An 18,992-nucleotide genomic window follows, 5' to 3' on the forward strand; every position below is an offset into this window, starting at 1 on the left:
TACAACTTATTTCCTTTGTCAACGCTTCCCACAAGGACGGCCGCCGCCCGAAATACCGGGCGGCGGCCTTAGGCTGTCGAAAAGGTCACCCTGTCCGTCATGAGAAGTGTCATCTCCGAGGCGTATGTCCCCGAAAACGGCGAATCTTGTGTTTCTTCCGTCGTATGTGGACACCGGGATTCTGTGAAGCGCGCCTGCGGGCATTTTTTTGACAGACCACGGCCGCAGTCATCGCTCCTCGCGGAAGAAGGGCAGGCCCAGGCTGGCCGGGGGCTGTTTATCCTTGCTGTTGCGCATGCTGGTGAAGATCAGGACGATCACCGTTACCACATAGGGCAGGATCTTATAGAGCTGGTCGGGGATGAAGGGGAGCTGGAGCCTTAGGTAGAGGATCATCAGAGCGCCGAAGAGCACCGAGCCCCAGATGGCGTTGACGGGCCGCCACAGGCAGAAGATGACCAGCGCCACCGCCAGCCAGCCCTCGCCGGAGAGGCCCTCATGGTTCCAGACGCAGCCTGCGATGGTCGTAATATAGACCATGCCGCCGATGGCCGAAATCCCACCGCCGATCACAGTGGACAGGTACTTGTACTTTGTGACGTTGATTCCGGCAGCGTCTGCGGTGGCGGGACTCTCCCCCACCGCCCGCAGATGGAGGCCGGGGCGGCTCTTGTTGAAGAAGAACGCCATGGCCACCGCAATGGCCACGCCCAGGTAGACGAAGATGTTGTAGCTGAACAGCAGCGGGCCCGCCACGGGAATGCTCTGGAGTGCCGCGGGAAAAGGCGAGCCCTGAAAGACCGCCTTGAGCTCGTTGCTGATGGCCACATAACCGCCGGAGGTCACGCGCATATACTCGCCGATGAACTGCCCCGCGCCGGTGCCAAAGATGGCCAAGGCCAGACCCGTGACATTCTGGTTGGCCCGGAGCGTGATGGTGATGAAGCTGTAGATGAGGGCCCCGAACGCGCCCCCCAAGAAGGCGAACAGGATGGCGATGAGCACGGCCACCAGACCGTTTGTGTTTCCGCCGGTCATCATCTCGTAATAGAAGGCACCGCCTAGGCCCATGGCGCCTCCCATATACATCATGCCCTCCACGCCCAGGTTCAGGTTGCCGGACTTCTCCGACAGGATCTCTCCCACCGTGCCGAAGAGCAGCGGCGTGCCGTTGAGCACTGCGGCGCTGATGAGGAGAACCAGAAAGCTCTGATTGATGTTCATGCGCCGGACACCTCCTCCCTGTGCTTTCCCCGGAAGATCATCTGATAGTTGATGAAAAATTCACAGCCCAGCATGCAGAAGAGGAAGATACCGGTGATGATGTCGGAGATGGAGGCAGGGACCGTCATGCGGGTCTGCAGGGTGTCCGCCCCCTTCTCCAGCACGGCCAGCAGCCCGGATATCCCGATCATGGCAAAGGGATTGAGCTGGGCCAGCCACGCCACGGTGATGGCGGTAAAGCCCACTCCGGCCGCCACGCCGTCGTAAAGGGTGTTGTTGGCGCCGGAGCACACGATAAAGCCCACCAGACCGCTGATGGCCCCGGAGAGGAACATGGTGCGCATGATGATCCGCCCCACGTTCATGCCCGCATAGCGGGCGGTGTTCTCACTCTCTCCGATGACGGCGATCTCATAGCCCTGCTTGGTATATTTCATGTAGATATACATGAGCACGGTCAGCGCCAGCACGATGATCCAGCCGCAGTGGACCCCGAGGACCTTGGGCAATACGGCGGCGGAGTCGAACTGCGGGATAATCTGGGACCCGGGGCGCCCCTCCCAGGGGCCGCCCTGGAGCCATTTGACCACACCGATGATGATATAGTTCATCATCAGAGTGAAGAGGGTCTCGTTGGTACCCCATCTGGCCTTGAAAAAGGCGGGGATCAGGGCCCACAGGCCGCCGAACAGCGCGCCGGACGCCGCCATGACCGCCAGCAGCACCGGAGAGGGCAGTTTGTCGTACCAGAAGAGGGCAAAGTAGCTGGCCGCCACAGCCCCCGCGGTGATCTGCCCCTCGGCCCCGATATTCCAAAACCGCATCTTGAAGCAGGGCGCGATGGCCAGGGCGGTGCCCAGCAAGGGGATGGCGATCTTCACCGTCTGCCAGACGGCCGTCTTTTTGCCCAGGGAGCCGGAGAGGATGGTGCCATAGGCCGACACAGGACTATGGCCCATAATGAGGAAAATCAGCGCACCCAGCAGAATGGCCGCCACAAAGGAGCCGCCGCGGATGCACCAGACCTGCCACCGGGGCATGTCGTCCCGTTTGGCCAGACGGATCAGGGGCGTGTTCTGTTCGTGCATCTACGCTTCCTCCCTTCCGCCGCCCACCCGGGTCATAAGCAGGCCGACCTCTTCCTTGGTGGCGGTACGGGCATCCACCACGCCGCTCACCCTGCCGCCGCAGAGGACCAGGATCCGGTCGCACAGCTCCAGCAGGACGTCCAGGTCCTCCCCCACGAAAAGAACGGCCACTCCCTTTTTCTTCTGCTCGGTCATCAGATTATAGATGGTATATGAGGTGTTGATGTCCAGACCCCGGACGGCATAGGCGCTCATCAGCACCGTGGGCGAGGAGGCGATCTCCCGACCCACCAGCACCTTCTGGACGTTGCCGCCGGAGAGCCGCCGGACGGGGAACTCCACGCTGGGCGTCACCACCTCCAGGCTCTCCTTCACCTTTAGGGCCAGCTCATTGGGGTCCTTCCGGTTGACGAAGGCGCCCTTCCCCTTCCGCCAGGAGCGGAGCATCATGTTGCCCGTCATTCCCATGCCGCCCACCAGGCCCATACCCAGCCGGTCCTCGGGCACGAAGGCCAGAGATACGCCGGCCTGCTTGATCTGCATGGGGGTCCTCCCCACCAGATCGAAGGTCTCCTTCCCCTCCGGCGTATACCGGATCGACCCCTTGGCAATGGGGTAAAGGCCGGCGATGGCCTCCAGCAACTCCTTCTGGCCCGAGCCGGCGATACCGGCCACGCCCAGGATCTCGCCGCTCCGGGCGGTAAAGCTCACATCGTCCAGCTTCTTCACGCCTTCGGCATCCAGGCAGGTGAGCCCCTGGATCTCCAGACGGGGCTCTGGGTTCACAGGCTCAGGGCGGTCAATGTTCAGGGTGACGGCGTGTCCCACCATCATATCGGTCAGCGCCTGGGGGTTGGTCTCGGCGGTGTTCACCGTGCCGATGTATTTCCCCTTGCGCAGCACCGCCACCTTGTCCGAGAGGGCCATGACCTCGTGGAGCTTATGGGTAATGATAACGATGGCCTTGCCGTCTGCACGCATGGCGCGGAGAATATCGAAGAGCCGGTCTGTCTCCTGGGGCGTGAGCACCGCTGTAGGCTCATCCAGAATCAGGATGTCGGCGCCCCGGTAGAGCACCTTGACGATCTCCACCGTCTGCTTCTCGGAGACCGACATATCGTAGACCTTCTTGTTGGGATCGATTCCGAAGCCATACCGGTCGCTGATCTCCTTCACCTTCGCCGCGATCTCCCTGCGGTCCAGCCTGCTGCCGTCGTGAAGGCCAAGAACGATGTTCTCCGCGGCGGTAAAGACGTCGATCAGCTTGAAATGCTGATGGATCATCCCGATCCCGTGGTCGAAGGCGTCCTTGGGGGAACGGATAGCCGCCGGCCTGCCCTCCACCAGGATCTCCCCCTCGTTGGGAAAGTAGATGCCCGAGAGCATGTTCATCAGGGTGGTCTTTCCGCTGCCGTTCTCTCCCAGCAGGGAAAGTATCTCACCGCGGTCCAGGGCCAGGTCGATGTCGTCGTTGGCCACCACCTTGCCGAAGCGCTTGGTGATGTGCCGGAGTTCGATTGCATGGACAGTTTCCAAGGCTGTCATCCTTCCTTTTCATGCGGCAGGAGCGAAATCCCTTCGGCTTTGGCTCCTGGGCGCCAGACTTGCGCTGGGAAATTCGGCGCGCCGATCCGGGTGCGGGCGGGCGCCCTTCACAAGAGCAAAAGGGGGCTGCCGTCGCAGCCCCCTCTTGGTGATACGCGCATCAGAATGCGGAGTTCAGCCACTCGATGCCGTCAATGGTCAGGGCGAAGTAGGGAGCGGACTGGAAGTAGGACTCGTGGAACGCGCCATCAAACACGGCCTCCTCGGAGTCGGGCGTGAAGTCGCCGTCGGTATCCAGCGCAAAGGCCTGGGTCAGCTCAGCGCCGTCAATGGTGAAGGTGGAGGTGTCGAACACCTGGAGGGTCCCGTCATGGATGGCCTTTTCCACCTCGGCCAGCTTCTCGGCGGTGCCCTCGGCGGCAATGGCCTCGTTGAGATCGGTCATGACCACGGCTCCCATATCCATGCCGTGGCACCAGTCCTGGTCAAAGCTCTCGCCGTTGGCAACGGCCTCGATGGCGTACTCAAAGTAAACGGACCAGTCGATGCGGGTGGAGATGAGTGAGGCTTCGGGGGCCACGGAGATCATGTCGTTGTTGTAACCGCAGCTGAAAGCGCCCTTGGACTGGGCGGTGGTGGCGGGAGAGGTGTTGTCGGAGTGCTGGGAGATCATGATGCAGCCCAGGTCGCACAGCGCGGCGGCGGCGTTCCCCTCTTCCGTGGCGTTGGACCAGGAGCCCACGAACTGGACCTTCATGGTAGTGCTGGGGCACATGCTCTTGGCGCCCAGATAGTAGGCGGTGAAGCCGGAGATCACTTCCGCGAAGGAATAGGCGCCCACATAGCCGATCACGGCCTGCTCGGGGGTGATGTCGCCGTTGTCGATCATCTCCTGCATCTTCATGCCGGCCACCACGCCGGCCAGATAACGGCCCTCGTAGATGTTGGCGAAGGCGTTGTGGGTGTTCTCCAGCCCGTCGTTCCAGGAGCCCTGGTTGGTGCAGGAGATGAACTCCACCTCGGGATAATCGGGAGCCACCTTCAGCATGTAAGGCTCAAAGCCGTAGGAGTTGTTGATGATGAGGTCGCAGCCCTCCTCGGCCAGCTCGATATTGGCGTCCTCACAGCCGGAGTCCTCGCCGATGTTCCACTTGACGACCCACTCCACCTCGATGCCTTTGGCGGCCAACGCCTCGGTGGCGGCCTCCTTGCCGCGGACAAAGTTGTAGGTATAGCCCTGGTCGTTCTCGTCGCCGATGCAGATGAGGCCCACCTTCACGGTCTTAGCCGGCTCAGTGGTGTCGGCGGGCGCGGAAGTATCCGCGGGGGCGGTGGTGTCGGCGGGGGCCGGGGTGGAGTTGCCGGAGCCGCCGGAGCATGCGGCGAGGCTCAGCGTCATGGCGCCTGCCAGGAACAGGGCAAGAATACGTTTCTTCATTCTTTTCATTCCTCCTCAAAATAGTTGGTCGATATCCGGATCCGTCAAAATGAAAAACGGCTGCCACAGCCGGGATATCCAAGAAAATGTCGTATACCGCCAGCGGGCAGCCGAAGGGCTCCATCCGCTCATCCCAGGAGAGCGGCGCTCTCTCTGGCTGCGGCAGCATGCGGGGCGCGCGGGCCCCGCGAAATTTGGTATGCAAACAGGCGCGTCAGCAGAACGTGATCCCGTTCTCCTCGCTCATGGACTTGACCCGCGCCAGAGATTCCACCCGGACGCCCATGCTGCGGATCAGGTCTCCGCCGGGCTGAAACGCCTTTTCCACGCAGATGCCCGCCCCAACCAAGGTGGCGCCCGCATCCCGGACCAGATTGATGAGTCCCTGCAGCGCCGAGCCGTTGGCCAGGAAATCGTCAATGAGCAGGACCCGATCGGTGGGAAGCAGAAACTCCTTGGCCACAATGATATCATACACCTTGCCGTGGGTAAAGGACTCCACCTGAGAGGTATAGACATCCCCCGCGATATTCTTTGTCTTATTTTTTTTGGCGAAGATCACCGGGCAATGAAAAAACTGCGCAGTCACACACGCGATCCCGATCCCCGATGCCTCGATGGTCAAAATCTTGGTGACTCCGCAGTCCCCGTACAGCCGCTGAAACTCCTTGCCGATCTCATTGAAGAGGTCCACGTCCATCTGATGGTTCAGAAAACTGTCCACCTTGAGGACGTCGCCGCCCTTAATCTTTCCGTCCTTCCGGATCCGATCCTCCAAAAGCTTCATTGCAGCCGCTCCTCTGTAAGTATACTCAAAAGCAAAAGTAAGATAACCTTATTCTACAGTAAAATCTACCAGCGTTCAATGAAGCAAATGTAACAAAAAACCCAATGTATTCCACACGCTTTTGACGAAAGCGACGGCATGTCCAGCCGTCCCTCCACCTCTTTCCTTCCTGGAAATAACCGTTGTATAACCGCCTCCGACCTGCTAAAATAGGGTCTGTCGAATCAATTGTTTTACGGTCCGCTTCCACCGGCCTCAGGAGGGCGCGGATCTCTGCCGCTGCTCCGCCGGTCCCCGGCGGCAGCCTGGAGGAGGAAATCCATGTTTATCAAACGCATCTCCGCGCTCCTGGTCTGCGCTGCCCTGCTCAGTGGGCTCACCGCTTCGGCCCAGGCAGTGGAGTTTCCCGACGTGTCCACGGAGCACTGGGCCTATGCCGACATTCAAAAGGCTTCGGGATACGGGCTGATTCAGGGGCTGGAAGACGGGACCTTTCGTCCGGAGGAGACCCTGAACCGCGCCTCTTTCGTCACCATCCTTCAGCGCATGTTCTCCTGGGAGGACGTATTGCCGGCCTCTCCCTCCTTCTCCGATGTCCGGCCCGGCGACTGGTATTACGCGGCCGCCGAGACAGCCCGTGCCCACGGCGTTACCGGCGAGGAGACGCTCTTTCAGCCTATGGCCTACATCACGCGGGAGGATATGGCGGTCATGCTGGTGCGGGCCCTGGGGTATGAATCCCTGGCCGGCGACATCGCCTCCCTGGGCGTCCCCTTCCCCGATGTGACCTCCCACCCCGGTCACATCGCCCTCTCCGCCGCCATCGGTATGACCACCGGCGTGGAGGTGGACGGCCAGCTTCTCTTCCAGCCAGATGCCTTCGCCACCCGTGGACAGGCCGCCGCCATGCTTTCCCGTGTCTACGAGCGCTACTGCTCAACCATCGACTGGCTCAATGGCTTTTACGCCTTCTCCTCGTATTCCCAAATCTCCTTTACCGACGAGATGGACGTGGTGTCGGTGGGCTGGGCCCGAATGAGCTATGACGCCGACGCCGGCCCCTGGCTCAACTCCACCAGCTCGGGGGGAAACGACTGGGTCAAGCCGCAGGACGCTTCCACCGCCACCTCTTATTTCCAGGGAAACGGCACGCTCTATACGCTCAACGTCTATGCAGACACCACACAGGACGTCGCCCTTCCAGACGGCTCCAGGACCAGTGTACTGGAGACCATTCTCCCCGACCCGTCGGTCAGGGCGCAGGCCGTGGCCGCCTTGACCGACGCGGCTTCGGACTATGCGGGCATCACCATCGACTTTGAAGGACTGCGGACCGATCTCTTAAAGGCCGACTTTGTCTCCTTCATGACCGAACTGCGGGCCGCGCTTCCCTCCGGCAAGACCCTCTTTGTCTGCGTTCCCCCCAACGACTGGTACAAGGGCTATGATTTCAGGGCCCTTGGCGAGGTGTGCGACAAGGTTATCTACATGGTACATGACTATCAGTGGACCAGCGTACCCAGCTATCAGATTGGCAAGCCCATGGGGACCACGGAGGATACCTCCTCCCCAGTCACCCCCTTCCCCGACGTCTACCGGGCCCTGCAGGCCATCACCGACGCGGAGACCGGTGTGCAGGACAAGCGCAAAATCGCCCTCCAGATCTCCCTCGGCACGGCGGGTTTTCAGGTGGATGAGAACGGGAACCTCCTCTCCTCCACCATCTACCATCCCACCCAGAATACCATTGCCAAGCGCCTGCTCCAGTCCGACACGGTGGTGACTTACGACGACCACACCCGCAATCCTGCGGCCCTCTATACCACTGAGGACGGCAGCCGCATTCTTCTCTGGTACGAGGATGCCCGAAGTGTGGCGGACAAGCTGACCCTGGCCCGGATGTTCGGCATCACAGGGGTGTCGGTGTGGCGCTTGGGAAATATTCCTGCCTACTCCGACGTCCCTAATTATGACGTCTGGTCCGCCATTTTGGCCCAGCGGTGAAGCTGCTGCGCCCATTGATCAGGAGATGATGCGCCCATGCTCACAAAGAAGACCCTTCAGGAATTTCTGCTTCTCTCCCTCGGCACGTCTCTGGTATCCATCGGCGTCTATTTCTTTAAGTTTCCCAACCACTTTTCCATGGGCGGCGTCTCCGGTCTCTCTATTTTGCTGGGTGAGCTTTTTTCCGCTCCCTGGCTCACCCCCTCCACCTTTAACACCCTAATCAACATCATCTTTCTCGCTTTGGGCTTTGTGGTGCTGGACAAGGGCTTTGGGGTCCGTACGGTGTACTGCTCCCTTCTCTACTCCGGTCTGGTCCAGGTCCTTGAGTGGATCTATCCCATGGAGCGTCCCCTCACCGACGAGCTGATGCTGGAGCTCTTTTTCGCCGTCATTCTGCCGGCCCTGGGCGCGGCCATCCTCTTTAATTTGGGCTCCTCCACCGGTGGTACAGACATTGCGGCCATGATCCTCAAGAAATATACCGGCCTGGATGTGGGGAGGGCTCTGCTCTACTCAGATGTGCTCATCGCCGCCTCTGCCCTCTTTGTCTTTGACATTACGGCCGGCCTGTGCTCGTTGTTGGGTCTGGTCCTCAAATCAGTGCTGGTAGACAATGTGATCGAATCCTTGAATCGCCGAAAAGCTTTTATCATCGTCACCTCTCATCCCGAGATCGCCTGCGGCTACATCACTGACAATCTGGTCCGGGGCGCCACCCTCTGGGATGCCGAGGGGGCCTACACCCATCAGGAACACCATATCGTGCTCACGGTCCTCTCCCGGAGTCAGGCCGTCCTCCTCCGCCGCCATCTGAAGGCACAGGATCCCCAGGCTTTTATGATCGTCACCAATTCCAGCGAGATTTTTGGAAAAGGCTTTCTCAGGGCCTGACCCGTAATGCAAAGTCGGCCCAGAGCGGGGACCTCCTAAATGAGGCCCCCGCTCTGGGCCGGCTTTGCGCTTTACGGCTGGACACCGTCCTACAGACGGTAGCGTTTGCGCAGATATTCCAGAAAAGAGCACAGCTCCGTTCGGGCCGCCTCGGGCAGGTTGTCAAAATAGAGAAATCCGCTCTCCGTGTGCCGGATGGGCACCTCTTCTCTGGTCAGCCCCATGAGATAGTCCATTGACACGTTGAAATATTCAGCGAACTTTTTCTTCAGCGCGTCCTCAGGTTCATTGACATTGCGCTCATATTTGGACAGCGCACTCACTGAAATCCCCATCAATTCCGCAAATTCCTTCTGGCCGATCTTTCTGCCCTTTCGGAGCTCCGCCAGACGTTCACCCTCCATTGCAATGACCCCCACTTCGGGAAAAGAGTATTCTCCCTCTCCACCTCATTTTTATATTCTGCCCAAATCAGAAAATATTTACTTGATAATGGCCGAATTCTGCGTATAATTAGTTTTGAATAGCAAATAACGGCGAATGGCGTGGTTTTATGATTGAGCGTTTTCTTCTCCTGTCCGGCGGCTATTTTCCCGAAGCCCTGCGAAAGACCGTTCTCTTCCATGCGAAGGAGTCTATGGAACAGGCGAGGCGGGACGGCGCCCTTCTTTGGACGGATCTCCCCCTCTTCGACCTTTCCCCTCTCCCCTGGAGCCACGGTATCATCTCCATCCCCCGCTCTTTCTGGCAGCGCTTTGACACCGATCGCGCCTATTACGGCTGTCTGGTCCGTCGATCCGCTCAGGTCTGTATTCTGGCCCTCCATGCCGATCCCTACCATCGGGAACGGGTGGCCCTGGTCAGCGGGCTATGCATGCTCCATGAGGTGCCTTTCTGTGCCCATCTCTTTTAGCGCATCGTTCCAATATTCAAAACAATCCCTAAGTGCCCTGCTTATGGACGCAAGTGTGTTTGCTCCTGCCATACTCCGGAAATAAAAAAATTTCCCCCTCGACGGTTTTCCCCTTCTTTCTCTTACAGCTATGGTAAAATATGGTTATCAAAGCAGAAGGGAGTCCTCTCTATGCAGTTTCTTCGCAAAAAAGGCCTCTTTGAGTCTGGCAGGGTGCTCTATCTGTCGGTGGACTCCCTGCGACCCAATCCCAATCAGCCCAGGACTCAATTTTCTCAGGAGGGCCTGGAGGAGCTATCCGCCAGTATTCAGGAGCACGGGATTCTCCAGCCTCTCTCAGTTCGGCGGGTTGAGGGCGGATATGAATTGGTTTCCGGAGAGCGGCGCCTCAGAGCCGCCAAGTTGGCAGGGCTGAGGGAGGTCCCCTGTATCGCGGTAGATGTAGATGATACCGCTTCCTCGCTTCTGGCCCTAGTGGAAAATCTACAGCGCCGGGATCTGGACTTTCTGGAGGAGGCCTTTGCGCTGGACAAGCTGATCCGCACCTATCACCTCTCCCAGGAGGAGGCGGCCCGGCGCATTGGGAAGTCCCAATCGGCAGTAGCCAACAAGCTGCGGCTCTTGAAGCTTCCTCCGGAAGCGCTGTACCTGCTCCGTGAGAGCGGACTTACTGAGCGTCACGCCCGGGCGCTGCTCCGCTTGGAGGGGAATGAGGCAAGGCTTTCCGCCCTTCGCCATGTGGCCGCCAATCACTTGACGGTGGCCAAAACCGAGGCTTATGTGGAAAGCCTTCTTTCTCCCAAGCCGCAAAAGCGGAAGCCCACTTATCTGATTAAAGATGTGCGATTTTTCCTCAATACCGTTACCCGTGGCCTCTCACTGATGAAGGGTGCCGGAATTGATGCTCAGTGTGGCCGGCAGGAGACTGCAGATGCCATTCTTCTCACCATCCGCATTCCAAAGTGCTCTTGACAGGCTCCCCTCTTCTCCCCCGGCGGAATGTTTCACGTGAAACATTCCGCCGGCTTCTTTTTGGAATGTTTCACGTGAAACACGGAAATTTAGTTGAATTACCACGGCGCACGCATTATAATAGAACCTGTTGAAATACCGGGCACCCCTGCAAGGGGGTGCCCGCCCGCTCCGGCCTTTGGTCCTCAATCCGCATTCCTTCCAACCTCCCGAAAGAAAGAGAGCAGGTGTCCCATGGGAAAAACCATCGCAATCGTCAACCAGAAAGGCGGCGTCGGCAAAACCACGACTTGCGTCAACTTGGCCGCCGCACTCAAGGCCCTGGACCGTCGCATCTTGGTCTGCGACTTTGACCCACAGGCCAACACCACTTCGGGATTTGGGGTCGATAAGACCGCCTCTTCCCCCTCCATCTACGATGTGCTGATCGACGGTGCCGACTGCCGGAAAGCCATCGTCCCCACCGTCTGGGCCGATGTGATCCCCTCCAACAAGGCTTTGGCCGGGGCCACTGTGGAGATGATCGGTATGTCCCGGCGGGAATATCTGCTCAAGGATGCTTTGGCTCCCTTCCATGAGGAATATGACTACATCTTTGTGGACTGTCCCCCCTCGCTGGAACTTCTCACCCTCAACGCACTGTGCGCCGCAGACACCATTCTGGTTCCCGTTCAATGCGAATACTACGCTCTGGAAGGCCTCAGCGACCTTCTCTCTACCATACGCATCGTAAAGCGGTCCCTGAATCCGGACATTGATCTGGAGGGGGTGGTCCTCACCATGTTTGACGGACGGACCAACCTTTCCATGCAGGTGGCGGAGGAGGTCAAACGTCATTTCCCCGGTAAGGTCTATGCCACGGTCATCCCCCGGAACGTCCGCCTCTCCGAAGCCCCCAGCCACGGGAAGCCTGTCACTGCCTACGACGGCCTTTCCCGGGGCGCCGAAGCCTATCGCGCCCTGGCGGAAGAGCTGGTGGAAAAGAACGGCTGCGCAGTGACAAGAGTCTGAGCCCCGCCTGTTTTCCTGCGGCGCAAACGAGCTTTCTTTTGTCAAAACCCAAGTAAACTGTAACGTAGAAGGAGTGATCCTATGGCATCAGAACGCGGCCTGGGCAAAGGTCTGGGCGCTCTGCTGGGCGACGCGGCCCTGCAATCCCAGGAGGGCGGCTCGGTCTCTCTCCCCCTGGCCCAGGTGGAGCCGGGCCTGAAACAGCCCCGGAAACGATTTGATGAAGAGACTCTGGCCGATCTGGCCGACTCTATTCGTACACACGGTATCATCCAGCCCCTTACTGTGCGGCGGCTGTCCTCCGGCTATTATCAGATCATCGCAGGCGAGCGCCGTTGGCGGGCCGCCAAGCTGGCCGGTCTGTCAGAGGTGCCCGCTGTCATCATAGAGGCCGACGATCGCAAGGTGATGGAGCTGGGCCTTATTGAAAACCTCCAGCGCGAGGACCTCAATCCCATGGAAGAAGCCATGGGATATCGAACCCTAATGGAGGAATACGGTCTCACTCAGGAAGAGACTGCTCAGCGCGTAGGCAAATCACGCCCCGCTGTAGCAAATGCGCTGCGGCTGATCGCCCTGCCCGACGCCATCCGTCATCTTGTGGAAGAGGGACAGCTCTCCGCAGGCCATGCCAGAGCGCTTCTGAGCATCTCCAGCAGCACCCTTCAAAAAAAGCTGGCCCAAAAGATCATCGCCGAGGGACTCTCCGTCCGGCAGACCGAGGCCCTAGCAAAACGCTTTGCCAGAGAAGAGGCGCAGGAGGAAACCGCATATGCAGCGCCGCCCGACCCCATGAAGCTCTATCGGGACGCCGCAGCGAAGGACCTCACCACCCGCTGGGGCAGAAAGGTCTCAATCACGATGGGGCCCAAAAAGGGAAAGCTGGAATTTGAGTTCTATAATGACGAAGACCTCACCGAGCTGTTGGACAGGCTCTCCGACCTGAGGGGAGGAGGCCAGTCTTGAACCGGGAACCAGAAGAAAAGCAGGAGCATGAATCCGGAGGGCTCCAACACGCCGCCGAGCATGAGCGGCCCCATAAGCGGCTCTCCGTCATGAATTACCTCACCATCCTCTTTGCCGCCGCGTTTTTGCTGCTGCTCCTCAGCTATCTGATGCAGCAGCGCACCAACAGCGAAACCATCGAGGGGCTGAAACAGTCGGTTTCCGCCATGCAGTCCATCGACAGCCTCCAAAAAGAAAAAGAGGGACTGGAGTCCCAAGTGGCATTGCTGGAGGAGCAGGTCGCCCACCTGGAAGGCCAGGTCAGCGCCCTCCAGAATGAAACTGCGGCGCTTCAGAGCGCCGCCGAGGAGCAAGCACACGCTGCCGAGGCCATGGACTGGTTCTGGAGAATTCAGCGGGAGCTCTCCCGGGGCCGTTACGGCTCAGCGCGTTCCCTGGTGGAGGCATTCCAGGCCACCGGCTTGGAGGACTGCCTGCCCACCGACCATCCTGCGGACCCTGAGGGTCCTTCCCCCGCCGAGCAGTATCAGGAGATCCTCGCCGTGCTATACTAAGGCGTAGCCGAACAGATAGAACGCCCCCGAGGGCCTTTGTTTCACGTGAAACATCCCAGCGCTGAACGACTAACAATGAGGTGAACAACATGTTGGATATCAAATTTATCCGCGAAAATCCCGAGGCGGTGAAAGAAAACATCCGGAAAAAATTCCAGGAGGAAAAGCTTCCCCTGGTTGACCAGGTGCTGGAACTGGATAGCCAAAACCGCCAGACCATTCAAGAGGCCCAAGACTTGAGGACCCAGAGAAACACCCTCTCCAAGCAGGTGGGAATGCTGATGGGGCAGGCCAAGAAGGACCCGTCCAAACTGGCAGAGGCTGAAGCCCTGAAGGCCAAAGTCACGGCCGACGCCCAGCGCCTGGCCGAATTAGAGGCACAGGAAACCGCCCTTGCTGAGGAGATCCGAAAAATCATGCTGGTGATCCCCCAGATCATCGACCCCTCCGTCCCCATTGGACCAGACGACTCCGCCAATGTGGAGGTCCAGCGTTTCGGTGAGCCACTGGCGCCCGACTTCGAAGTCCCTTACCACACCGACATCATGGAGTCCTTTGATGGCATCGATATGGACGCCGCCGGGCGGGTGTCCGGCTCCGGCTTCTATTATCTGCTGGGCGATATTGCCCGCCTCCACGAGGCTGTTCTGGCCTATGGCCGGGACTTCATGATCGACAAGGGCTTCACCTACTGTATCCCCCCCTTCATGATCCACGGGAACGTAGTGGAGGGCGTGATGAGTCAGACCGATATGGACGGCATGATGTATAAGATCGAAGGGGAAGACCTCTACCTCATCGGTACTTCTGAGCACTCGATGATCGGGCGCTTTATCGATCAGATCATTCCAGAGGAAAAGATCCCCCAGACCCTCACCTCCTACTCCCCCTGCTTCCGCAAGGAAAAGGGCTCCCACGGCATTGAAGAGCGGGGCGTCTACCGCATCCACCAGTTTGAAAAGCAGGAGATGATCGTAGTCTGCAGGCCCGAGGAATCCATGGACTGGTATGAAAAGCTATGGCGGTATTCTGTAGAGCTCTTCCGCAATTTTGATATCCCCGTCCGGCAACTGGAGTGCTGCTCCGGCGACCTGGCCGATCTAAAGGTGAAATCCTGCGACATCGAGGCCTGGAGTCCCCGGCAAAAAAAATACTTTGAAGTCTGTTCCTGCTCCAACCTGGGCGACGCCCAGGCCCGGCGGTTGAAAATCCGCATCCGGGGCGAGGATGGGAAAAATTATCTGGCCCACACCCTCAACAACACCTGTGTGGCCCCTCCCCGCATGCTCATCGCCCTCCTGGAAAACAATCTCCAGGCTGATGGCAGCGTAAAAGTCCCCAAGGTCCTCCAACCCTATATGGGAGGAAAGGCGCTCCTGGTCCCGAAGACAAAATAAGAACTGCCGCCCGCAGATCCCATACCCTTCCGCGTCTCCCGCTGAAAGAGAGGAATCCAATGAGACCCCGATTTTTTCCCCTTGCCCTGGCGCTGTCCGTGCTGCTCGCCCTCCCCGCGGCCGCCTTTTCCGACGTGCCCGCAGACACCTGGTACGCCAGCAGCGCAGCCCAATGTCAACAGGCCGGCCTGCTCAAAGGCACCTCCTCAGACACCTTTTCCCCAGACAAAACCGTCACCTTGGCAGAGGTCATGACTGTGGCCGCCCGTCTGTCCTACCAGCAGTCAGGCGGAAACGGAGACCTCCCGACGGCTCCGGAGAGTTGGGGAACCGGTTCGATCAACACGCCTGCCGGTGCAGTCCTGCTCTCCTTCTCCTCTGAAGACCTGGACCACAAATTGTCCTATTATTTTGACAGTACCACACCCCGCCGTCTCCACCTGCTGCTGGAGGTGAACAGCCAGGAATATAAAGCCCTCTCCCCCGCCGGCGGAGCCGCAGAGGTGAGTCTGACGCTGAATGGAGCCATTGTGCTCACAGGCTTCCTCGCACCCGCATCCGACGGCACGCTCCGCATCGAGTTTACCGCCGCCGTAGGTCTCGACTACACTGCCTTCCACCGCGAACTCTCCTCTTTTCTTCCCGCACCGGCCCGTGGATTGTGGTATCGAAACGCCCTGTGGTATGCGCGCGAACACGGCCTGATGGACGCGCAGCCCATGGAAACCCCCTTTGAAGCCCCCGCCTCCCGGGAAGAACTGGGGGAGTGGATCCTGTCCGCACTGCCAGCGGACTGTTTTCCCGCCACCACCACCGTGGACTCCCTCCCTGACACCGAAGATCCGGGCGTACTCACGCTTTACCGCGCGGGAATCTTCACCGGTGTGGATGCACAGGGTACGTTTGCAGGAAATCGCACCCTTACCCGCGCCGAACTGGCTGCCGTATTGGCCAGAGTTCTGGACCCACAGCAAAGAGTTTCCTTTAATTCCAGGAATTAGTTTCTATTTTTATGGTATTACACAGGCTGCTCATAACCAAAAGGAGGGTCAGATCATGTATCAGGAAAAAACCAAAGGGTTTATCGCAGAGTTCAAGCAATTCATTGCCCGCGGCAACGTCATGGACATGGCGGTGGGCGTCATCGTCGGCGGCGCGTTCAAGGCCATTGCCGATTCCCTCACCGCCGATATCATCATGCCCGTCATTGGTATCTTTGTCAGCGAAAATTCTTTTGCGGACCTAAGCCTCACCGTGGGGACCGCCGTCATTACATATGGAAATTTCATTCAGGCTGTGCTCAATTTCCTCATTATGGCCCTTGTCGTATTCTGCCTGGTCAAGGGTATCAATCGCTTCCATCGCAAAAAGGAAGAGGCGCCCGCCGCTCCCCCGGCACCCGCCGAGCCCTCTGAGGAAGAAAAGCTCCTGATGGAGATCCGCGATTTGCTGAAGGAGCGGAAGTAACCTCTATTTCAATCCGCAAGGAGAACATTATGCCTGACGAAAAGCAGAATCAGGACCCCGGTCAGCAGAGCGAACCTCCCGTCTACGCATCTCCCGTCAAACGGGCCTGGGCATGGGTGGGAATCTCCTATATGCTCATCACCCTGGCCACCTTCACCTACTATCTGGCCACCGCGAGGATACTCACCGGCATAGGTCCTCTCCTCTTCTGCCCCGCGCTGGCGGGGCTGGGAGCCACCGCCGTACTGCGCTATCGCACCGGCGAAGGGCGGGGCGGACCGGTAGCCTGCGCCGTTCTGACCGCCCTCTGCGCGGTGCTGCTGCTCCTCAACCTGGGGATCGGTATTCCCGCACTGCTGCGGAATTTTGGAGGCTGAGCCATGACCGAACAGCTAAAAGAGGGGCTGGCCCAATTGGGGCTTACACCGCCGGAAGGGGCCGTGGCACAGATGGCCCAGTACGCCGGACTGCTCCTGGAGCAAAACAAGGTGATGAATCTCACCGCCATCAAAGAGCCTGCGCAGGTGGCAGCCCTTCACTTTCTGGACTCCGCCGCCCTGCTGGGCTGTGCCGACCTGAGGGGAAAATCCCTGGTGGACGTGGGCACCGGCGCCGGTTTTCCCGGCATGGTGCTCAAGCTCATGGTCCCGGAGCTGCGGCTCACCCTGGTGGACAGTCTGGGCAAGCGCCTGGACTGGTTGGGCGAGGTGTGCGGAGCACTGGGACTGGAGGGGGTGGAGCGCCGTCACGCCCGCGCCGAGGAGCTCGCCCTCCAGTCGGGCTGGAGGGACTCCTTTGACTTTGCAACGGCCAGAGCCGTGGCCGAGCTGCGGGTGCTGTGTGAGATCTGCCTCCCCTATGTAAAAGTGGGCGGCCGGTTCCTCGCCATGAAAGCCGCGGACTGCGACGAAGAACTCTCCGCTGCTGCACACGGTGCAGAGCTCCTGGGGGGGCGGCTTCTCCCCTCCTATCGGTACCATATCCCCGGCACAGAGGTCGACCGAAGGGTCATCGTCGTGGAGAAGGTCGCCCCCACGCCCAAGGGCTATCCCAGACGTTGGGCCAAGATCCAGAAATCGCCTCTCTCCTGACGACGGTCCGCCCGCCGGAACACCGCCGGCGCGCCCGAGAAGAAATTTCACATTTCGCATAAAATGATTTGAACTATCTGATTGCAAATGGTATAATAGTAACCATCTGGTAGGAGGCACTCTATGGGTACGGTAATCGTCGTCACATCGGGCAAGGGCGGAACTGGAAAGACCTCGCTCACCGGCGGCGTGGCCTCCTGTCTGGCGGCGCTGGGCAGACAGGTGCTGTGTATCGACATGGATATCGGCCTGCGCAACCTGGACATCTCTCTGGGCATGACCGACCGGGCCCTGATGGACTTTACCGACGTACTGGAGGGCCGCTGCTCTTTGGAGCGGGCCGCCGTGGAACATCCGGTCATCCGAAACCTCTACCTCCTTACCGCACCGGTAAGCCCTCCCCCCCACCCTTTGGGAGAGAGTTCCATGCTGGACCTGCTGCGGCAGGCCCGGGAACGATTTGACTATGTGCTCATCGACTCCCCCGCCGGCCTGGGCTCCGGCTTTCGCCTGGCCTCCTGCGGCGCAGACCGCGCCGTGGTCGTCTCCACCAACGACTCCTCCGCCCTTCGGGACGCACAGCGAACTGTTACCGAGTTGGGCCGCAGCATAGACACCATCCACTTGGTGATGAATCGCATCCAGCCCAAGCTGATGCGCCGGCTGAGGACCACCATCGACGACGCCATGGATGCCGCAGGTCTTCCCCTCCTGGGCGTGGTGCCCGAGGACGCACAGGTCATTCTGGCCGCCAATACCTCCCAGCCCTTGATCCTGACCAGCCGAAAGGGCGCGGCCCTGGCCTATCTGAACATCGCCAAACGGCTGCTGGGCGAACGTGTCCCCCTGATGAAAATACATTGACGATATATTTTAGAGAGGATGAGCTAAGATGAATCTTGCACTGATGAGCCACGACCGTAGAAAGGAATTGATGGTGCAGTTCTGTATCGCTTACTGCGGCATTCTCTCCAAGCATACCGTATGCGCCACCAACACCACCGGCAAGCTGGTGGCCGAGGCCACCGGTCTGCCGGTCAATCTTTTTCTGTCTCACGAGCACGGCGGGATCCAGCAGATCGGCGCCCGCATTGCCTACAATGAGATCGATATGGTGCTCTTCTTCACCGAGCCCCAGTCCGACGACCTGGACGACGATGTCCGCTATATCCGTAAGCTCTGTGACCAGTATAACATTCCCCTCGCCACCAATGTGGCCACCGCTGAAATGCTTATTCTGGGCCTGGAGCGGGGCGATCTGGACTGGCGCGATATTGTCAGCCCCAAAACTGCGCCCTTCCGGGTATGACAGGGCCGCATGCCCTGCCCTGACGGTGATGGCCGCCGGAGCCGCTTTCTTTCCAAAAAGCTGTGATTTTTGGTTGACTTTTTCCCAAAAGTGGGATACTATTTGAAAGAATCGAACCGCAAAGACGGAGCATGAGTACCCCGCAGCACCGCCGGACAGAGAGGAACCCCAAGGCTGAAAGGGCTCCACGGCCAGGAGTGGGAGAAGACGGCCCCAGCAGCGGGCCCGGAGACGGGTGCGGTCCCCTTCCCGCAACAGAAGGTCGGAGGACGGCCCCGCGTTATACTGCAGGCCGTTAAAAATGGGTGGCACCACGAAAGCAGGCGCTTTCG

General features: G+C 59.4%; 20 protein-coding genes. 14 read left to right on the top strand and 6 right to left on the bottom strand.

The window, feature by feature from the left end; all coding sequences use genetic code 11:
• Positions 1-228: 228 nt before the first annotated feature.
• The 5 genes from SRB521_RS15745 to SRB521_RS15765 all read right to left on the bottom strand — a co-directional run bounded on the left by SRB521_RS15745 (position 229) and on the right by SRB521_RS15765 (position 6,082).
• A complete protein-coding gene (locus SRB521_RS15745) occupies positions 229-1,224 on the bottom strand; it encodes an ABC transporter permease (RefSeq protein ID WP_033117590.1) in 996 nt (331 codons plus the stop codon).
• A complete protein-coding gene (locus SRB521_RS15750) occupies positions 1,221-2,312 on the bottom strand; it encodes an ABC transporter permease (RefSeq protein WP_033117591.1) in 1,092 nt (363 codons plus the stop codon). Before SRB521_RS15750 ends, SRB521_RS15745 begins: the two co-directional genes overlap by 4 nt.
• On the bottom strand, positions 2,313-3,857 hold the full coding sequence (locus tag SRB521_RS15755) for an ABC transporter ATP-binding protein (protein WP_371824762.1): 1,545 nt from the start codon (positions 3,855-3,857) through the stop codon (positions 2,313-2,315). It lies immediately after the preceding gene.
• A 160-nt stretch (positions 3,858-4,017) separates the two neighbouring features.
• Complete coding sequence (locus SRB521_RS15760) at positions 4,018-5,295, bottom strand: BMP family ABC transporter substrate-binding protein (protein ID WP_116721618.1); 1,278 nt, start codon at positions 5,293-5,295, stop codon at positions 4,018-4,020.
• Positions 5,296-5,509: 214 nt separating this feature from the next.
• The gene (locus SRB521_RS15765) at positions 5,510-6,082 is read right to left on the bottom strand and encodes a xanthine phosphoribosyltransferase (protein ID WP_058118671.1); all 573 of its coding nucleotides are present in this window, start codon (positions 6,080-6,082) and stop codon (positions 5,510-5,512) included.
• Positions 6,083-6,403: 321 nt separating this feature from the next.
• On the opposite strand from SRB521_RS15765, the gene SRB521_RS15770 reads away from it, so the two are divergent.
• Together SRB521_RS15770 and SRB521_RS15775 are read left to right on the top strand one after the other, a co-directional pair.
• Complete coding sequence (locus tag SRB521_RS15770) at positions 6,404-8,086, top strand: S-layer homology domain-containing protein (RefSeq protein ID WP_075704834.1); 1,683 nt, start codon at positions 6,404-6,406, stop codon at positions 8,084-8,086.
• Positions 8,087-8,122: 36 nt separating this feature from the next.
• Positions 8,123-8,980 (top strand): YitT family protein, encoded by an 858-nt coding sequence (locus SRB521_RS15775; RefSeq protein WP_075704835.1) that lies wholly within the window; start codon positions 8,123-8,125, stop codon positions 8,978-8,980.
• A gap of 89 nt (positions 8,981-9,069) precedes the next feature.
• On the opposite strand, the gene SRB521_RS15780 is transcribed toward SRB521_RS15775, so the two are convergent.
• On the bottom strand, positions 9,070-9,384 hold the full coding sequence (locus tag SRB521_RS15780; protein ID WP_033117597.1) for a helix-turn-helix domain-containing protein: 315 nt from the start codon (positions 9,382-9,384) through the stop codon (positions 9,070-9,072).
• Positions 9,385-9,533: 149 nt separating this feature from the next.
• Between SRB521_RS15780 and SRB521_RS15785 the strand changes: the two genes are divergently transcribed.
• The 12 genes from SRB521_RS15785 (at position 9,534) to SRB521_RS15840 (ending at position 18,660) form a co-directional block, all read left to right on the top strand.
• Positions 9,534-9,893 carry a hypothetical protein gene (locus SRB521_RS15785; RefSeq protein ID WP_075704836.1) on the top strand — a complete coding sequence of 120 codons (360 nt, stop codon included), beginning with the start codon at positions 9,534-9,536 and terminating at the stop codon, positions 9,891-9,893.
• Positions 9,894-10,064: 171 nt separating this feature from the next.
• A complete protein-coding gene (locus SRB521_RS15790) occupies positions 10,065-10,865 on the top strand; it encodes a ParB/RepB/Spo0J family partition protein (protein ID WP_075704837.1) in 801 nt (266 codons plus the stop codon).
• Positions 10,866-11,099: 234 nt separating this feature from the next.
• On the top strand, positions 11,100-11,876 hold the full coding sequence (locus SRB521_RS15795) for a ParA family protein (protein WP_116721617.1): 777 nt from the start codon (positions 11,100-11,102) through the stop codon (positions 11,874-11,876).
• A gap of 81 nt (positions 11,877-11,957) precedes the next feature.
• Positions 11,958-12,842, top strand: coding sequence for a ParB/RepB/Spo0J family partition protein (locus tag SRB521_RS15800; protein ID WP_116721616.1), 885 nt, complete (start codon positions 11,958-11,960; stop codon positions 12,840-12,842).
• Complete coding sequence (locus SRB521_RS15805; RefSeq protein ID WP_075704839.1) at positions 12,839-13,396, top strand: hypothetical protein; 558 nt, start codon at positions 12,839-12,841, stop codon at positions 13,394-13,396. The genes SRB521_RS15800 and SRB521_RS15805 overlap by 4 nt, the downstream gene beginning before the upstream one ends.
• Before the next feature lie 89 nt (positions 13,397-13,485).
• Positions 13,486-14,793, top strand: coding sequence for a serine--tRNA ligase (gene serS / locus SRB521_RS15810; protein ID WP_058118676.1), 1,308 nt, complete (start codon positions 13,486-13,488; stop codon positions 14,791-14,793).
• Between the two features lie 59 nt (positions 14,794-14,852).
• Positions 14,853-15,794, top strand: coding sequence for an S-layer homology domain-containing protein (locus tag SRB521_RS15815; RefSeq protein WP_116721615.1), 942 nt, complete (start codon positions 14,853-14,855; stop codon positions 15,792-15,794).
• Between the two features lie 55 nt (positions 15,795-15,849).
• Entirely contained in the window at positions 15,850-16,260 is a 411-nt protein-coding gene (mscL, locus tag SRB521_RS15820) for a large-conductance mechanosensitive channel protein MscL (RefSeq protein ID WP_058118678.1), read from the top strand.
• Positions 16,261-16,289: 29 nt separating this feature from the next.
• Positions 16,290-16,637 carry a hypothetical protein gene (locus SRB521_RS15825; protein ID WP_058118679.1) on the top strand — a complete coding sequence of 116 codons (348 nt, stop codon included), beginning with the start codon at positions 16,290-16,292 and terminating at the stop codon, positions 16,635-16,637.
• Between the two features lie 3 nt (positions 16,638-16,640).
• Positions 16,641-17,351: a 16S rRNA (guanine(527)-N(7))-methyltransferase RsmG gene (rsmG, locus tag SRB521_RS15830; protein ID WP_058118680.1), complete on the top strand. Its 711-nt coding sequence runs from the start codon at positions 16,641-16,643 to the stop codon at positions 17,349-17,351.
• A gap of 123 nt (positions 17,352-17,474) precedes the next feature.
• Positions 17,475-18,215, top strand: coding sequence for a septum site-determining protein MinD (minD, locus tag SRB521_RS15835; protein ID WP_033117607.1), 741 nt, complete (start codon positions 17,475-17,477; stop codon positions 18,213-18,215).
• 28 nt (positions 18,216-18,243) lie between these two features.
• Positions 18,244-18,660, top strand: coding sequence for a methylglyoxal synthase (locus tag SRB521_RS15840; protein ID WP_033117608.1), 417 nt, complete (start codon positions 18,244-18,246; stop codon positions 18,658-18,660).
• Positions 18,661-18,992 lie beyond the last annotated feature (332 nt).

Source organism: Intestinimonas butyriciproducens (assembly GCF_004154955.1).
GTDB classification, from domain to species: Bacteria; Bacillota; Clostridia; order Oscillospirales; family Oscillospiraceae; genus Intestinimonas; species Intestinimonas butyriciproducens.

What these genes read in the sequence shown, in the direction of transcription:
- SRB521_RS15755 (WP_371824762.1), bottom strand. Translation starts at nt 3,857, where the DNA reads ATGACAGCCTTGGAAACTGTCCATGCAATCGAACTCCGGCACATCACC.
- SRB521_RS15775 (WP_075704835.1), top strand. Translation starts at nt 8,123, where the DNA reads ATGCTCACAAAGAAGACCCTTCAGGAATTTCTGCTTCTCTCCCTCGGC.
- SRB521_RS15785 (WP_075704836.1), top strand. Translation starts at nt 9,534, where the DNA reads ATGATTGAGCGTTTTCTTCTCCTGTCCGGCGGCTATTTTCCCGAAGCC.
- serS (WP_058118676.1), top strand. Translation starts at nt 13,486, where the DNA reads ATGTTGGATATCAAATTTATCCGCGAAAATCCCGAGGCGGTGAAAGAA.
- minD (WP_033117607.1), top strand. Translation starts at nt 17,475, where the DNA reads ATGGGTACGGTAATCGTCGTCACATCGGGCAAGGGCGGAACTGGAAAG.
- SRB521_RS15780 (WP_033117597.1), bottom strand. Translation starts at nt 9,384, where the DNA reads ATGGAGGGTGAACGTCTGGCGGAGCTCCGAAAGGGCAGAAAGATCGGC.
- SRB521_RS15760 (WP_116721618.1), bottom strand. Translation starts at nt 5,295, where the DNA reads ATGAAGAAACGTATTCTTGCCCTGTTCCTGGCAGGCGCCATGACGCTG.
- SRB521_RS15840 (WP_033117608.1), top strand. Translation starts at nt 18,244, where the DNA reads ATGAATCTTGCACTGATGAGCCACGACCGTAGAAAGGAATTGATGGTG.
- mscL (WP_058118678.1), top strand. Translation starts at nt 15,850, where the DNA reads ATGTATCAGGAAAAAACCAAAGGGTTTATCGCAGAGTTCAAGCAATTC.
- rsmG (WP_058118680.1), top strand. Translation starts at nt 16,641, where the DNA reads ATGACCGAACAGCTAAAAGAGGGGCTGGCCCAATTGGGGCTTACACCG.
- SRB521_RS15750 (WP_033117591.1), bottom strand. Translation starts at nt 2,312, where the DNA reads ATGCACGAACAGAACACGCCCCTGATCCGTCTGGCCAAACGGGACGAC.
- SRB521_RS15815 (WP_116721615.1), top strand. Translation starts at nt 14,853, where the DNA reads ATGAGACCCCGATTTTTTCCCCTTGCCCTGGCGCTGTCCGTGCTGCTC.
- SRB521_RS15770 (WP_075704834.1), top strand. Translation starts at nt 6,404, where the DNA reads ATGTTTATCAAACGCATCTCCGCGCTCCTGGTCTGCGCTGCCCTGCTC.
- SRB521_RS15825 (WP_058118679.1), top strand. Translation starts at nt 16,290, where the DNA reads ATGCCTGACGAAAAGCAGAATCAGGACCCCGGTCAGCAGAGCGAACCT.
- SRB521_RS15795 (WP_116721617.1), top strand. Translation starts at nt 11,100, where the DNA reads ATGGGAAAAACCATCGCAATCGTCAACCAGAAAGGCGGCGTCGGCAAA.
- SRB521_RS15800 (WP_116721616.1), top strand. Translation starts at nt 11,958, where the DNA reads ATGGCATCAGAACGCGGCCTGGGCAAAGGTCTGGGCGCTCTGCTGGGC.
- SRB521_RS15765 (WP_058118671.1), bottom strand. Translation starts at nt 6,082, where the DNA reads ATGAAGCTTTTGGAGGATCGGATCCGGAAGGACGGAAAGATTAAGGGC.
- SRB521_RS15745 (WP_033117590.1), bottom strand. Translation starts at nt 1,224, where the DNA reads ATGAACATCAATCAGAGCTTTCTGGTTCTCCTCATCAGCGCCGCAGTG.
- SRB521_RS15790 (WP_075704837.1), top strand. Translation starts at nt 10,065, where the DNA reads ATGCAGTTTCTTCGCAAAAAAGGCCTCTTTGAGTCTGGCAGGGTGCTC.